Below are 14,753 nucleotides of genomic sequence, written 5' to 3' on the forward strand. Positions count from 1 at the left end.
CCTGGGATCAGGGCTCGGAGATGGCCAACCACAAGGCCATCGCCAAAGCCACCGACCTCGACATCTACTTCTGCGACCCGCATTCGCCATGGCAACGCGGCAGCAATGAGAACACCAACGGACTGCTGCGCCAATACTTCCCGAAAGGGACAGATCTCTCGTTGTGGGGGCCCGGATACCTCGACCAGGTCGCCTCCGAACTCAACGGAAGACCCCGCAAGACCCTGGGATGGAAAACCCCAGCCGAAGCCCTCACCGAACTACTCTCAAATCCACCAACTGTTGCATCGACCCCTTGAACTCGCCACGCGATCTACAGCCCAGCGGTAGAAAGCGGCGTGGCGACGCGAGCCAAGTCCGCACCTGACGCCACGAAACCTAACGCCACGAAGGCAGCCAGATCTCCAGATTCCAGGTCGATTGCGAGATCGGGATGCCCGTGAGTATCGGATACAGCCACGCGAAATTCGCGATCACCAGCGCCAGGTAGAAGCACACCACCAGCAGCCCCAGCGTTCGACGCTCCGGGTTCTGTTTCGGCTTGTACAGGATGTCGCCGAGAATGAGCGCGATCGCGAGCACCAGGAACGGTGCCATCACGGTGGCGTAGAAGAAGTACATCTGCCGGTCGATGTCGAGGAACCAGGGCAGGAAGCCGGCCGAGTACCCGACCAGCACCACGCCGTAGCGCCAGTCGCGCCGCACCACGGCCCGCCACAGGGCCCATCCCAGCACCGGCACCGCGACGAACCACATGGCCGGAGTGCCCACCAGCATCACGGCTTTGACGCATGACTGTGCGCCACAGCCGGCCACATCGTGGTTGTCGATGGCGTAGAGCACCGGCCGCAACGACATCGGCCAGGTCCACGGCTTGGATTCCCACGGGTGGTGATTGCCGTCGGCGTTGGTCAGCCCGGCGTGGAAATGGTATGCGGCATAGGTGTAATGCCACAGCGAGCGCAACGCGCCGGGTAGCGGGATGATGCTGTTCTCGCCGATGGACTGGCCCGCCTCGTACCGGTTGACGCCGGTCTCGGAGGCGAACCACGGCCCGTACGACGCCAGGTAGACGGCCGCGGGGATGAATCCGAACACGTACGCGGCCGGCCACACATCGCGGCGCAGCGTGCCCCGCCACGGCGCTTGCACGTGGTACTGCTTGCGCGCGATGGCGTCGAGCACCAGGGTCATGACGCCGAAGAACGCGACGAAGTACAGCCCCGACCATTTGGTGGCGCAGGCCAGGCCGAGCAGCACTCCCGCACCGAACCGCCACCACCGCACGCCCAGTCGCGGCCCCCACGGGGTCTCGGCGATGCGGCCCTCCATGAACACGTTGTGCATGCGCCGGCGGACGTCATCGCGGTCCACCATCAGGCAGGCGAACGCCGCCACCACGAACACGACCAGGAACACGTCGAGCAGCGCCGTGCGGGCCGATACGAAACTGACCCCGTCGGCGATCACCAGCAGCCCGGCGATGCCGCCGACGAGGGTGGAGCGGCTGATCCGGCGCGCGATCCGCACCACCAGCATCACGATCAGCACACCGCAGACGGCGCCGGAGAACCGCCAGCCCAGGCCGTTGTAGCCGAACAGCGCCTCGCCGATCGAGATGAGCTGCTTGCCCACCGGCGGATGCACCACGAGCCCGTAGCCCGGGTTGTCCTCGATCCCGTGGTTGTACAGCATCTGCCAGGCCTGCGGCGCGTAGTGCTTCTCGTCGAAGACGGGGGTGCCGGCATCGGTCGGCGAGCCCAGGTTCAGGAACCGGCTTATCGCGGCCAGGGCGGTGATGATGGCGGTCATCATCCAGCCCTGCAGCCGGTCCGTCGGCCCGAAATCGGGGGCCGGGATCAGCGGCGCGGGGCTGATCAACGGGACCGAGCGACCTGCCGTCGGCGATTCGGTGGCGGTGGCGGTCACGCAAGCGATCGTAGGCTGTCGGTCGTGACACCCGGCAAACTACTGATCGGCGCCACGCCGCTGGGCCGGCCCGACGACGCCTCGGCGCGGCTGGTCGAGGCGCTCGAGACGGCCGACATCGTGGCGGCCGAAGATACCCGGCGCATCCGTGGCCTGGCCCAGTCGCTGGGCGTGCAGCCGGCGGGCCGGATCCTGAGTTTCTTCGACCAGAACGAGTCCGGGCGCGTGCCCGGCCTGGTGGAGGAGATCGCGGCGGGCGCGACGGTGCTCGTGGTGAGCGACGCAGGCATGCCGTTGATCAACGACCCCGGTTACCGCCTGGTGACGGCGTGTATAGAAGCCGGGTGGCAGGTGTCCTGTCTGCCCGGGCCCTCGGCCGTGACCACGGCACTGGCGGTGTCCGGGCTGGCCTCGGACCGGTTCTGCTTCGAGGGCTTCGCCCCGCGCAAACACGCCGCGCGGCTGGCGTGGCTGCGGACTCTGGCCGCCGAACCGCGCACCACCGTGTTCTTCGAGTCCCCGCGACGGCTGGCCGAGACTCTGCGCGACGCGGTCGAAGTGCTCGGCCCGTCGCGGCGTGCCGCGGTGTGTCGCGAGCTGACCAAGACTCATGAGGAGATCCGCCGCGGCGGCCTGGGCGAGCTGGCGGAGTGGGCAGCCGACGGCGTGCTGGGGGAGATCACCGTGGTCTTGGCCGGAGGCACTCCGACCGTCGAGCTGCCCGATCTGGTGGCCGAGGTCGAGGAGTTGGTAGCCGACGGGATCCGGGTCAAGGACGCCTGCGCGCAGGTGATCGCGGCGAATCCGGGCGCGCCGTCGCGGCGGGAGCTCTACGACGCCGTGCTGCGGGCCCGGGACTGAAGCCCGTCGTCGGTCGCAGATTTGGTGCGTCTGACGCTCCGACGCTCCGGTTAGGGTGGCGGCATGGGTCCGGATTTCTCGATGGTCGATTCCGCGGAAAAGGCCGAGCAGCTTTGTGCACAGGGACAATTGGAGCGGATGTACCTCATGCCGGCCGAGTTCGGCGGGCATGATCACGTTCAGAACGTGGTGTATTGCCCGGTCGGCTCGGCGGCGGCGAAGGCGGATGTCGATCTCAACATCGTCGCTTCGCTCATCCGAGAGGGGAAGGTTCAGGCGTACTCGGCTGTGCCCATCTATGAAGGCAACAGCTTCGTTCCCGTCGCCGTCGATATCTCCGCCTGGCATCCCGAGTCCCCGGACACGGGCGCGTTCAACGCGCGGGTCGCGATGTGGGGATCGGCTCTCGTGCCCGACTCAGCCCCCTGACGAAAGCTGCTGTCTTTGACCGGACAACGCGACGATCGACGCTGACTTGTGCAGGCATTCTTCCCATTCCGCGTCGACGTCGGAATCGGCGGTGATGCCGCCACCGACGCCGAGCACCGCCACCCCGTCGGAGCTGAACTCCACCGTGCGGATCGCCACGTTGAGTTCGCAGCCCGCCACAGGTGAGGCCAAACCGACTGTTCCGCAATAGACTCCGCGTCGCGCCGGCTCCCACTGCCGCAGTAGCTGGCGGGCGCGGAGTTTAGGGGTGCCGGTCACCGAGGCCGGCGGGAAGGTCGCGTCGAGCAGCGCACTCATCGGCAGGCGCGTGGGCACGTCGGCGGTGACTGTCGAAACCAGATGCCAGACTCCTGGTGCCGGATGCACCGCGAGCAGTTCGGGCACCGTCACGCTGCCGGTGGTCGCCACCCGTCCCAGGTCGTTGCGCACCAGGTCGACGATCATGACGTTCTCGGCGACGTCTTTGACCGAGGCGAGCAGGGCGACCGGATCGGCCGAGGAAGGCAGCGTGCCCTTGATCGGGCTGGAGGCCACCGCGTTGCCGGACCGGCGCAGGAACAACTCGGGGGACAGCGAGGCCACCACGCCCCAGTCCCCGGCGACGTACGCGGCGCGCGACGGCGCGGTCCGGGCGACCGCTTCCGTGAAGAAGTCGATCGGCTCACCGTCGATCTGCCCGGTGAATCTGGTGCACACACAGGCCTGATACACCTCGCCCGCCGCGATGGCCTCCAGGCAGGCGAGCACGCCGCGCCGGTGGTCGTCGCGGTCGGGGGCCACCCAGGCGAGCGTGTAGCCGCGTGGCTCAGCCGGCTCCAATGCCCGCAGCCAGGTGGGAAATTCTGCGCCACTGAGACTTTCGAACCACCAGAGGCCGTCGGCGTCCTGGCGCAGCACGCAGTCCGACCAGCCGCCCGCGGCCACCGGGATGCGGGGCGGTGCGCCGTCGGCGCCCGGATCGGGGTAACAGAGGTAACCGAACCAGCCGCCACCCACACTGCCTGCCGGTCCTACGGCGTCCTGGGCCACCTCGAAGCAGGTTTCCGGTGTCACCGGGGCCACCGATACCGAGGGCGCGATCACCGCACGCGAGCCGAACCAGTCGCCGATCATCGCGGCCGGCGGCGCGAGCCCCGCGGCCCGGGCCGCCGCGGCGACACCGCGCAGCACCGCCGGTGCATCGCCCAGGGCGCCGAGCCGCACGATCCGCATGGAGCAAGCTTGCGGCCTCCCGCGAGCAGACGCAAAACTGCCTAATTTCGCGTGAAAATGGGCAGGTTTGTTGGGGGCCCCTCCCGCTTGCGGGGGACTGCTCGCGGGGAGAAAGCTACCGACTGATCACCCGCGGGATATCTATGCCGGTCAGCTTGTCCGGATTGCGCATCGCGTAGAAGTGCGTGATCTTGCCGTCGACGACCTCGACGGTGATGACGCCTTCGAAGCTGTCGTCGAGGTACAGCTTGAGCGCGGGGGCGTTGTTGTACGTCGTGGGCTCGAAGCGGCCGCCTGACGAGGTGAACCGCATCAGGCCGATGACGAGCTTCGCCACCGACTGCGCCCCGGTCACCGGGCGGCGGGCGGCGCTGCGCTTACCGTCGCTGTCGGCGGTCCACACCACGTCCGGCGCGAGAAGTTCCAGCAGCCCGTTCATGTCGCCGGTGGTTGCCGCGGCGAAAAACCGCTGCGTGACCTCGGTCGACACCTGCGGGTCGACGGTGTCGAACCGCTTGCGGCGCGATTGCACATGGTTGCGGGCCCGGTGCGCCATCTGACGCACCGCGCTCGCGGATTTGTCGACGGCGGCGGCGATCTCGTCGTGACTGAACCCGAACACCTCGCGCAGCACGAACACCGCGCGCTCATCGGGGGTCAGCGTCTCGAGTACCACCAGCATCGCCATCGAAACCGACTCGGCCAGAACCACATCCGCTGAGGGGTCGCCGGCTTCATCGGTGGCCAGCAGCAGAGGTTCGGGCAGCCAGGGGCCCACATACTCCTCGCGGCGCCGCGATTCGGCTCGCAGCGCATTGAGGGCCTGGCGGGTGACCAGCTTGGCCAGATAGGCCTTGGTGTCGGTCACCGTCGCCAGGTCGACCTCGGCCCAGCGCAGGTAACTCTCCTGCAGGACGTCGTCGGATTCCGTTGCCGTCCCGAGGATCTCGTACGCGATGGTGAACAGCAACGGCCTCAGCAGCGTGAACCGTTCGGCGTGTTCGTTCGAGTTCGAGTCCGAGTCCGAGTTACCCGCGCCAGAGGGATTCATCGGTTGTCCTTGCTCCTCGTGTCCGCACCGATCAGTGCTCCCGGCTGCGCCTCGGCGAGCTGGCGCGCCCGGTTGCCACCCTTGAACCAGAAGTAGGACCCCGGCTTGACGCCCTCCTTCTCCAGGAACGTCAGGGTCGCGCGGCACACCTGCTCCTTGAAGAATGCTGCCGTACGCCCGCCGATGAAGACGCGGCGCGGGCTGTCGTCGGAGTGGCACAGCTGCACGGTCCCGTAGGTCCGGCCCACGCTCACGCACTGACCGGCGAAGGCCTGGTTGATGACCTTGGGTTCGGCTCCGGCGATGCGGGCCAGCACGGTGTTGGCGGCCTGAACGCCCATCGGGCCCGCCGACTGGCAGCTCATCCGCAGGGGAATCCCCGACGGTGAGGCCGCGTCACCGGCGGCGACGATGCGTGCATCGTCGATGCTGGTGAGGGTTTCGTCGGTGAGCAACCGGCCGAGCTCGTCGGTGCGCAGCCCGCTGGCGGCGGCCAGCCCGGGAACCCCGAACCCGGTGGTCCACACCGTCACCGCACTGGGCAGGCGGTTGCCGTCGGCCAGCGTGATGGCGTCGGCTTCGACTCCCGTCACCAGGATCTCGGGTCCGTCGATGATCGAGACACCGAGCTTGGTCAGCGCCTTGACCACCGAGCGCCGGGCACCGGCGCCCAGCGACGCCCCGACCACGTCGGTGACCAGGGTGACCGAGCGGCCCTGTTCGGCGAACTCGCCGGCGGCCTCGATCCCCGTCAGGCCGCCGCCGACGACGACCACCGGCGCCGACATCGGCACATCCTGCAGGCGGGCGTGCAGGCGTTGGGCGTGCTCGAATTCTGAAAGCGGATAGGCGGATTCGGCGGCGCCGGGTACCGAGGCGGGGATTCCGGCAGTGCTGCCGACGGCATACACAAGGTAGTCGTAGTCGAGCACCTCGCCGGAGGTCAGTTGCACCTGACGGATGTCGGCGTCGATGTGGTCGGCGCCATCGACCACCAGCCGCACCCCGCCGCCCAGCAGTTCCTGGTAGGCCGCGGTGGCGGTGTGGTTTCCGGCGGCCAACTGGTGCAACCGGATCCGCTCGACGAACTCGGGCCGCGGATTCACCAGCGTGACAGCCACTCCCGGGGTGCCCTGCAGTCGATTGGCCGCCAGCACCCCGGCGTAACCTCCGCCGATCACGATCACCCGGGTGGTCTGTGCAGTTCTCTCGGTCATGGGAGCGTCTCCTGTCCTCAAAGGCTTGTGCCCTCAAGACACCGCGCACCCCGCGTTTGTGACAGCCGCCCCGGATTATGTGACTCAGATCACTCAGGAGGGCGGATCGCCAGGCGGAGCCCTTAAACCAAGCCCAGGGCCAGCATCGCGTCGGCCACCCGGATGAATCCGGCGATGTTGGCGCCGGCGACGTAATTGCCGGGCTGCCCGTACTCGTCGGCGGTGGTCAGGCAACGGTCGTGGATGCGCCGCATGATCTCGGCCAGCCGCGCTTCGGTGTCGTCGAAGGTCCACGAGTCACGCGAGGCGTTCTGCTGCATCTCCAGTGCACTGGTGGCCACGCCGCCGGCGTTGGCGGCCTTGCCCGGGGCGAACCTCACCCCGGCCTCCTCGAAGAACTTGACCGCCTCGGGTGTGCACGGCATGTTTGCGCCCTCGGCGACGATCTGGCACCCGGACCTGATCAACGCCGTCGCGTCCGCACCGGAAACCTCGTTCTGCGTGGCGCAGGGCAGCGCGATGTCGCACGGGACCTCCCACACCCTGCGGCCGGTCACGACCTCGGCCGCGCCGCCGCGCGCCTCGGCGTAGTCCTCGATGCGGCCCCGGCGCAGTTCCTTGATCTCCTTGAGCAGGTCGAGGTCGATGCCCTTGTCGTCGCGCACGTAGCCGCCCGAGTCCGAGCAGGCCACGACTGTGCCGCCGAGTGCGTGCACCTTCTCGATCGCGTAGATCGCCACGTTGCCCGAACCGGACACCACCACCTGTTTGCCCTCGAAGGACTGCCCGCTCGAGCGCAGTATCTCGTCGACGAAGAACACCGTGCCGTATCCGGTGGCCTCGGTGCGGACCTGTGAGCCGCCCCAGGTGAGACCTTTGCCGGTCAGCACACCGGACTCGTAGCGGTTGGTGATTCGCTTGTATTGGCCGAAGAGGTAACCGATTTCGCGCATACCGACGCCGATGTCGCCGGCCGGGACATCGGTGTACTCGCCGATGTGGCGGTAGAGCTCGGTCATGAAGGACTGGCAGAACCGCATGATCTCGGCGTCGGACCGGCCCTTGGGATCGAAGTCCGATCCACCCTTGCCGCCGCCGATCGGCAGACCGGTCAGCGAGTTCTTGAAGATCTGCTCGAAGCCGAGGAATTTCACGATCCCGAGGTAGACCGACGGGTGGAATCGCAGACCGCCCTTGAACGGTCCCAGCGCCGAGTTGAACTCGACGCGGAAGCCGCGGTTGATCTGTGCGACACCGGAATCGTCATGCCAGGGCACCCGGAAGATGATCTGGCGTTCGGGCTCGCACAGCCGGCGGATGATGGCGCCGTCGGCGTATTCGGGATGCTTGGCCACCACGGGTCCGAGGCTGGTCAGCACCTCGTAGACCGCCTGGTGGAACTCCTGCTCGCCGGCGTTGCGCTGCCCGACTTCCTCGTAGATCGCCTGCAGTTTCTCGTGTAGTCCGGCCATGTCAGTCCATCTGGTAGCGGGGGAAAACCCCAGTCGGAGCGGGCAATTCGGTACCGGGCTTGATCCGGGTACCGATCGAGCCGAAGTCGCGTGCGTCGGTCGGCTGGCCCAGCAGGTCGAGCAGCTTGGCCGTCGAGTCCGGCATCACCGGCTGCGTGAGCAGCGTTGCGATCCGCACCACTTCGAGCGTCGTGTAGAGCACCGTACCGAACCGCTGTTGGTCCGCGGGGTCATCTGACTTGCGCAGCACCCACGGCTCCTGAGCGGAGAAATAGCGGTTCGCCGCGCCCAGAACAGACCAGATCGCTTCCAGCGCAAGGTGCATCGCCGGTACGTCGTAGTGCCGGCGCACCTGCTCGAGCAGGGCGTCGGCCGCGTTGAGCAGCGCCGTGTCGTCGTCGGTGAGCGTTCCGGGATCGGGCACCACGCCATCGAGGTTCTTGGCCACCATCGACAACGAGCGCTGCGCGAGGTTGCCCAGCTCGTTGGCGAGGTCGGCGTTGATCCGACCGATGATGGCTTCCTCGCTGTAGCTGCCGTCCTGACCGAAGGACACCTCGCGCAGGAAGAAGTAGCGCACCTGGTCGAGGCCGAACGTGTCGACGAGCGCAATGGGGTCGACGACGTTGCCGACCGACTTGCTCATCTTCTCGCCCTTGACGTTGATGAAGCCGTGCGCGAAAACCCTTTCGGGCAGCGCGATTCCGGCCGACATCAGGAACGCCGGCCAGTACACGCTGTGGAACCGGATGATGTCCTTGCCGATCATGTGCAGATTGGCGGGCCAGTACTTTCGGAAGGACTCCGACGCGGTGTCGGGGAATCCCACGCCGGTCAGGTAGTTGGTCAGCGCGTCCACCCAGACGTACATCACGTGGTCGGGGTGGTCGGGGACGGGCACTCCCCAGTCGAACGTGGTCCGCGAGATCGACAGATCCTTCAGCCCGCCGGAGACGAAGCTGACGATCTCGTTGCGGCGCACGTCCGGCCCGATGAACTCGGGGTGGGCCTGATAGTGGGCCAGCAGCCGCTCGGCGTAGGCCGACAGCCGGAAGAAATAGGTCTGCTCTTCGGTCCAGGTGACCGGAGTGCCCGTCTCGATTGCGGTGCGGGTGCCGTCGGGGCCTTCGGTGGTCTCGTCCTCGGCGAAGAAGCGTTCGTCGCGCACGGAGTACCAGCCGGAGTAGGTGCCGAGATAGATGTCGCCCGACTCGTTCATCGCGCGCCAGATCTCCTTGGACGCCTCGAAGTGGTCGGCGTCGGAGGTGCGGATGAACCGGTCGAAGGAGATGTTGAGCTTCTCCTGCAGCCCCTCGAACACATCGGAGTTGCGGTTGGCCAGCTCGGCTGCCGAGATTCCCTCGGCGGCCGCGGTCTCGGCCATCTTCTGGCCGTGGACGTCGGTACCGGTCAGGTAGCGCACGTCGAAGCCGTCGAGTCGCTTGAACCGGGCGATCGCATCGGTGGCGACGTACTCGTAGGCATGCCCGATGTGTGGCGCGCCGTTGGGGTAGGCGATCGCCGTAGTTATGTAGAAAGGCTCACTCATTTGTTTCCACCTTATGGTGTTGCGGTGGGTTCCAAACGCTCAGCCAGGGACAAGCCGCCGGCCCCGGAGCCGTTGGCTCCGCTCGTCGATGCACACACTCATCTCGACGCCTGCGGTGCGAACAGCGCCGCCGACGTCCGCGCCATCATGGACCGCGCGGCGGCCGTCGGGGTGGGCCAGGTGGTCACCATCGCCGACGACCTGGACTCGGCGCGCTGGGTCACCACGGCCGTCGAGGCCGACGACCGGGTGTACGGCGCGGTGGCGCTGCATCCCACCCGGGCCAATGTGCTCGACGACGCGGCCAGGGCTGAACTCGAGCGGCTGGCGGCCCATCCGCGGGTGGTCGCGGTCGGGGAGACCGGGATGGACTTGTACTGGCCGGGCCGCTTGGACGGCTGCGCGACACCGGCGGAGCAGCGCGAGGGCTTCGCGTGGCACATCGATCTGGCCAAGCGCACCGGTAAGCCGCTGATGATCCACAACCGCGACGCCGACGCCGACGTTCTGGACGTGCTGCGGGCCGAAGGGGCGCCCGACACAGTGATCTTCCACTGTTTTTCCTCGGGACCGGAGATGGCCCACACCTGCGTCGAGGCCGGCTGGGTGCTGAGCCTTTCGGGCACGGTCAGCTTCAAGAATGCCTCTGAGCTGCGCGAAGCCGCCCGGCTGATCCCACCCGGTCAGCTGCTGGTGGAGACCGACGCGCCGTTTCTGACACCGCACCCGTACCGCGGGGCGCCGAACGAGCCGTACTGCCTGCCATACACTGTGCGGGCACTCGCAGAGTTGCTGGACCGACCCGCCCAGGAGGTCGCGTCCGAGACCGCAGCCACTGCGGCGCGGGTGTACGGACTTAACGGGAATCGCGCGGTGTAGTTGCCGAGTCAGGTTGTTACTACCGACGCTTTTCGTTACCGTCTTGTGATCAAAGCTCAACCGCCGGCGGTGATGCATGCCGTCCGAACCGGGGAGAACGCCAAAACGTGGACGCACTCAACAAACTTCATGAATCCCGCTCGCCGCTGCTGCGCGGCGTGGTGGGAGCCCTTCTGGTCACACTCACCGCGGCCGGGGGCTACGCCGTCGAATCGCACAAGACCGTCACGCTGAGCGTCGACGGCGCGCCGATGACGGTGACGACGATGAAGTCCCGGGTGATCGATGTGGTCCAGGAGAACGGATTCTCGGTAGGCGACCGCGACGATCTCTACCCCTCCGGCGACGAGTCCGTGCACCAGGCCGACACCATCGTCCTGCGCCGCAGCCGGCCGCTGGAATTGTCGTTGGACGGCAACGACAGCAAGCAGGTGTGGACCACCGCGTCGACCGTCGACGAGGCCCTCGCACAGCTGAAGATGACCGACAAGGCGCCGGCAGCGGCGTCCCGTGGCAGCAGGGTGCCGCTGGCCGGTATGGCACTGCCCGTGGTGAGCGCCAAGACGGTCCGGATCGACGACGGCGGCAACGTGCAGACGGTGCACCTCGCCGCCCCGAACGTGGCCGGTCTGCTGGCCGCCGCGGGCGCACCACTCGAGCAGAACGACACCGTGGTTCCGGCGGCATCGACCCCGGTCACCGAGGGTATGCACGTTCAGGTGACCCGCATGCGCATCGAGAAGGTCACCCAGCGGGTACCACTGACCCCGGGCAACAAGCGCATCGAAGACGCCGGCATGAACATGAGCCGTCAGGTCGTCGAGGACCCGGGCGCCCCGGGCACCCAGGACGTGACCTACGCGGTGGCCAAGGTGAACGGCGTCGAGACCGGCAGGCTGCCAGTAGCCAATGTCGTGATCGAGCCGGCCCGCGACGGCGTACTCCGCGTCGGAGCAAAGCCCGGCACCGAGGTCCCGCCGGTTACCAACGGCGCCGCCTGGGACGCCCTCTCGCAGTGCGAAGCGGGAGGTAACTGGGCGATTAACACGGGTAACGGTTTCTTTGGCGGGGTCCAATTCGACCAAAACACCTGGGAGCGACAGGGTGGTCTGCGGTATGCTCCGAGAGCCGATCTGGCGACAAGAGAAGAGCAGATTGCGATTGCTACGGTGACGCAGGCCCGGCAAGGATGGGGAGCTTGGCCGGTGTGTAGTGGGAGGATTGGGGCGCGCTGACTATTCGACTGCTCGGGCGGACCGAGATACGACGCTTGGCGAAAGAAATCGATTTTCGTCCACGCAAGGCCTTTGGCCAGAACTTCGTTCATGATGCCAACACCGTTCGGCGCATCGTGTCGGCTTCCGGGATCCACCGGAACGACCATGTGCTGGAGGTCGGACCGGGTCTGGGGTCACTGACCCTGCCCCTGTTGGACCGTGGCGCCAGGGTGACCGCAGTGGAGATCGATCCGGTGCTGGCCAGGCAATTGCCTGCCACCATCGCCGATCACTCCCACAGCGAGATCAACCGGCTGACCGTCATCAACCAGGACATCCTGACGCTGATGCCGTCTGATCTGACCGATCAACCGACAGCACTCGTGGCGAATCTGCCGTACAACGTGGCGGTGCCCGCGCTGCTGCACCTGCTGGCCGAATTCCCGTCTATCCGGACGGTGATGGTCATGGTGCAGGCCGAGGTGGCCGAGCGGCTCGCGGCGGAACCCGGCGGCAAGGATTACGGCGTACCCAGTGCCAAGGCGCGTTTCTACGGAAACGTGCGCAGGCACGGCATGGTGTCGCCGACGGTGTTCTGGCCGATTCCGCGGGTGTACTCCGGACTGGTCCGCATCGACCGGTACGAGACGTCGCCGTGGCCGACGGACGCCGCGTTCCGCGATGAGGTGTTCAAGCTCATCGACATCGGGTTCGCGCAGCGGCGCAAGACCTCCCGCAACGCGTTCGCCGATTGGGCGGGTTCGGGCAACGAGTCGGCTGAGCGGCTGCTGGCCGCCAGTATCGACCCGTCGCGCCGTGGCGAGACGCTCGGCATCGCCGACTTCGTCCGGCTGTTGCAGCGGGCAAAGGAAGCCGAGGGCGAGGCCAAAGCGAAGGCCGGAGAAACGGCCGAAGTAAAGGCCGTGGAACAAGCCGAGGTCGAGGCGGCGCACTGAATTTGCGCCGGAGAGGATCGCGAGACTATCGAAGATTCTCGCGATCTTCTTCGTTCTGGGGGTCGCCTGCGGGCTCCATGACTTTGGTGATCAGGCCGACGAACTCTGCGCACGAAGCGTGGCGCCGGTCCGGTTCCTTGGCCATCGCCTTGGCGATGATGGAGTCCGCCGCGCGTGGAATCCAGCTGCACCGCTGCGATATTCGCGGCGGCCGGCTGTAGAGCTGCTGATCGATCAGAGCCACGGCGGTATCCGCGGTGAACGGCGGCGTTCCGGTCAGCAGTTCAACCGTCGTGCAGGCCAACGCATACTGGTCCGTGGCCGCCGACGGCGTTCTCCCGACCAGCAGTTCGGGTGCCGAATAGGGCAGTGACGCTTGGATGTTGGGGTGCGGCTGGGATGGCTGACGGGTGATGCGCCGGGCCGGATCCAGACTCATCCGGGCGGAGCGGTCATGGGCGAGCCGGGCGGCGACGTCCTCGGCCATCGAGTGCGCCACGCCGAAGTCGATCAGTACTGCTCTCGAAAACGGCTCGTCGACAAGGATATTGGCGGGCTTGACGTCGCAGTGCACGATCCCGCGGCGGTGGGCGAGATCGAGTGCCCCGGCGATCTGGGTCAACGCGACCAACCGCTCGGGGATACCGGTGAGGATGTTCACCGTGCCGCCGTCGAGGAACTCCATCGCCAGCCAGCCCGGGCCCGCCGCGAACACCCTGACGATGTGGGGGTGGGCGAGCCGGCGGGCGAAGTCGAACTCACGTTGCAGCCGCGCCAGTTGGGCCGGCTGGCGATGCCGATCGTCGAGAATTTTGAGCGCGACCGTGGCTCCGTCTGGGTCGCGAGCCAGGTAAACGACGGCCGAGCCGCCGGTGCCCATGACTTTCACCGCGGTGTATCCCGCGACGATCACCTCGGGTGAGGGCACCGTCTCAGCTTAAGTTCGCCGACAACCGTGGGTTGGCGGCGATAGTGTCGTGGCCGTGTCAGCATCCGACGGCAGTACCGCATCCGAGTGGGTCCCCACCGGTTCTGTCACCGTGCGTGTCCCCGGCAAGGTGAACCTGTATCTGGCCGTCGGCGACGTCCGTGACGACGGCTACCACGACCTGACCACGGTGTTCCACGCCGTGTCGCTGCTCGACGAGGTGACGGTGCGCAACGCCGACATGTTGTCGCTGACGGTCGATGGCGAGGGTGTCGATGCCGTGCCCACCGACGAGCGCAACCTTGCCTGGCGCGCCGCCGAGCTGCTGGCCGAGCATGTGGGCCGGTCGCCGGATGTGGCGATCAGCATCGACAAGTCGATCCCGGTGGCCGGTGGCATGGCCGGCGGCAGTGCCGACGCGGCCGCGGTACTGGTGGCGATGAACACGCTGTGGGAGCTCGGCGTGCCCCGGCGCGATCTGCACGCCCTGGCCGCCCAGCTGGGCAGTGACGTCCCGTTCGCGCTGCACGGCGGCACGGCCCTGGGCACCGGGCGCGGCGAGGAGCTGGCCACGGTCCTGGCCCGCAGCACCTTCCACTGGGTGCTGGCGTTCGCGCACAAGGGACTGTCCACCCCGAAGGTGTTCGGCGAGCTGGATCGGCTGCGCGCGGACACCTCGACCGGAGGACCGCCGCGGGTCGAGGAGCCCGAGCCCGTGCTGGCCGCGCTGGCTTCCGGTGACCCGGCCGAACTGGCCCCGCTGCTCGGCAATGACCTGCAGCCGGCGGCCCTGAGCCTGTACCCCGACCTGCGCCGGACGTTGCGGGCCGGGGTGGAGGCCGGCGCACTGGCCGGCATGGTGTCCGGATCGGGCCCGACGTGCGCGTTCCTGTGCCCGTCCTCGACGTCGGCCGTGGATGTCGGTGCGGAGCTGGCCGGAGCGGGAGTGTGCCGGACCGTGCGGGTGGCCAGCGGCCCGGTGAGCGGTGCCCGGGTGGTCCCGGAGCCGTCCACGTCGGCCTGACGGGCGGG

14 protein-coding genes are annotated in these 14,753 nt (G+C 67.5%); 7 read left to right on the plus strand and 7 right to left on the minus strand.

Annotated elements, in window-relative coordinates:
* Positions 1–299 (plus strand): IS30 family transposase (locus H977_RS0110260; protein WP_029107784.1); only part of this gene is annotated, 299 nt, incomplete at its 5' end.
* 79 nt (positions 300–378) lie between these two features.
* Here H977_RS0110260 and H977_RS0110265 read toward each other — a convergent pair.
* Positions 379–1,929, minus strand: a complete 1,551-nt coding sequence (locus tag H977_RS0110265; protein ID WP_029107785.1) for a dolichyl-phosphate-mannose--protein mannosyltransferase — start codon at positions 1,927–1,929, stop codon at positions 379–381.
* A gap of 24 nt (positions 1,930–1,953) precedes the next feature.
* Here H977_RS0110265 and rsmI point away from each other — a divergent pair, with 24 nt between their 5' ends.
* Complete coding sequence (rsmI, locus tag H977_RS0110270; RefSeq protein WP_029107786.1) at positions 1,954–2,790, plus strand: 16S rRNA (cytidine(1402)-2'-O)-methyltransferase; 837 nt, start codon at positions 1,954–1,956, stop codon at positions 2,788–2,790.
* 63 nt (positions 2,791–2,853) lie between these two features.
* On the plus strand, positions 2,854–3,219 hold the full coding sequence (locus tag H977_RS32865) for a hypothetical protein (RefSeq protein WP_196808206.1): 366 nt from the start codon (positions 2,854–2,856) through the stop codon (positions 3,217–3,219).
* On the opposite strand, the gene H977_RS0110280 is transcribed toward H977_RS32865, so the two are convergent.
* From H977_RS0110280 to metG, 5 genes are all read right to left on the minus strand, one after another.
* Positions 3,208–4,452: an aminodeoxychorismate synthase component I gene (locus H977_RS0110280; protein WP_029107787.1), complete on the minus strand. Its 1,245-nt coding sequence runs from the start codon at positions 4,450–4,452 to the stop codon at positions 3,208–3,210. The genes H977_RS32865 and H977_RS0110280 overlap by 12 nt on opposite strands.
* Positions 4,453–4,567: 115 nt before the next feature.
* Positions 4,568–5,503, minus strand: a complete 936-nt coding sequence (locus H977_RS0110285) for an RNA polymerase sigma-70 factor (RefSeq protein ID WP_029107788.1) — start codon at positions 5,501–5,503, stop codon at positions 4,568–4,570.
* Positions 5,500–6,720 (minus strand): NAD(P)/FAD-dependent oxidoreductase, encoded by a 1,221-nt coding sequence (locus tag H977_RS0110290; RefSeq protein ID WP_029107789.1) that lies wholly within the window; start codon positions 6,718–6,720, stop codon positions 5,500–5,502. Before H977_RS0110290 ends, H977_RS0110285 begins: the two co-directional genes overlap by 4 nt.
* Positions 6,721–6,842: 122 nt before the next feature.
* Positions 6,843–8,192 carry an NADP-specific glutamate dehydrogenase gene (gdhA, locus tag H977_RS0110295; RefSeq protein WP_029107790.1) on the minus strand — a complete coding sequence of 450 codons (1,350 nt, stop codon included), beginning with the start codon at positions 8,190–8,192 and terminating at the stop codon, positions 6,843–6,845.
* Between the two features lies 1 nt (position 8,193).
* Entirely contained in the window at positions 8,194–9,741 is a 1,548-nt protein-coding gene (gene metG / locus H977_RS0110300) for a methionine--tRNA ligase (RefSeq protein ID WP_029107791.1), read from the minus strand.
* Between the two features lie 24 nt (positions 9,742–9,765).
* On the opposite strand from metG, the gene H977_RS0110305 reads away from it, so the two are divergent.
* The 3 genes from H977_RS0110305 (at position 9,766) to rsmA (ending at position 12,793) form a co-directional block, all read left to right on the plus strand.
* Entirely contained in the window at positions 9,766–10,620 is an 855-nt protein-coding gene (locus H977_RS0110305; protein WP_029107792.1) for a TatD family hydrolase, read from the plus strand.
* Positions 10,621–10,727: 107 nt separating this feature from the next.
* Entirely contained in the window at positions 10,728–11,855 is a 1,128-nt protein-coding gene (locus H977_RS0110310; protein ID WP_029107793.1) for a resuscitation-promoting factor, read from the plus strand.
* Positions 11,852–12,793: a 16S rRNA (adenine(1518)-N(6)/adenine(1519)-N(6))-dimethyltransferase RsmA gene (gene rsmA, locus H977_RS0110315; RefSeq protein ID WP_029107794.1), complete on the plus strand. Its 942-nt coding sequence runs from the start codon at positions 11,852–11,854 to the stop codon at positions 12,791–12,793. Before H977_RS0110310 ends, rsmA begins: the two co-directional genes overlap by 4 nt.
* A gap of 25 nt (positions 12,794–12,818) precedes the next feature.
* On the opposite strand, the gene H977_RS32870 is transcribed toward rsmA, so the two are convergent.
* Positions 12,819–13,673, minus strand: a complete 855-nt coding sequence (locus H977_RS32870) for a serine/threonine-protein kinase (protein ID WP_051288812.1) — start codon at positions 13,671–13,673, stop codon at positions 12,819–12,821.
* A gap of 103 nt (positions 13,674–13,776) precedes the next feature.
* On the opposite strand from H977_RS32870, the gene H977_RS0110325 reads away from it, so the two are divergent.
* On the plus strand, positions 13,777–14,745 hold the full coding sequence (locus H977_RS0110325; protein ID WP_029107795.1) for a 4-(cytidine 5'-diphospho)-2-C-methyl-D-erythritol kinase: 969 nt from the start codon (positions 13,777–13,779) through the stop codon (positions 14,743–14,745).
* Positions 14,746–14,753 lie beyond the last annotated feature (8 nt).

Source organism: Mycobacterium sp. URHD0025 (assembly GCF_000426065.1).
Taxonomy (GTDB): domain Bacteria; phylum Actinomycetota; class Actinomycetes; order Mycobacteriales; family Mycobacteriaceae; genus Mycobacterium.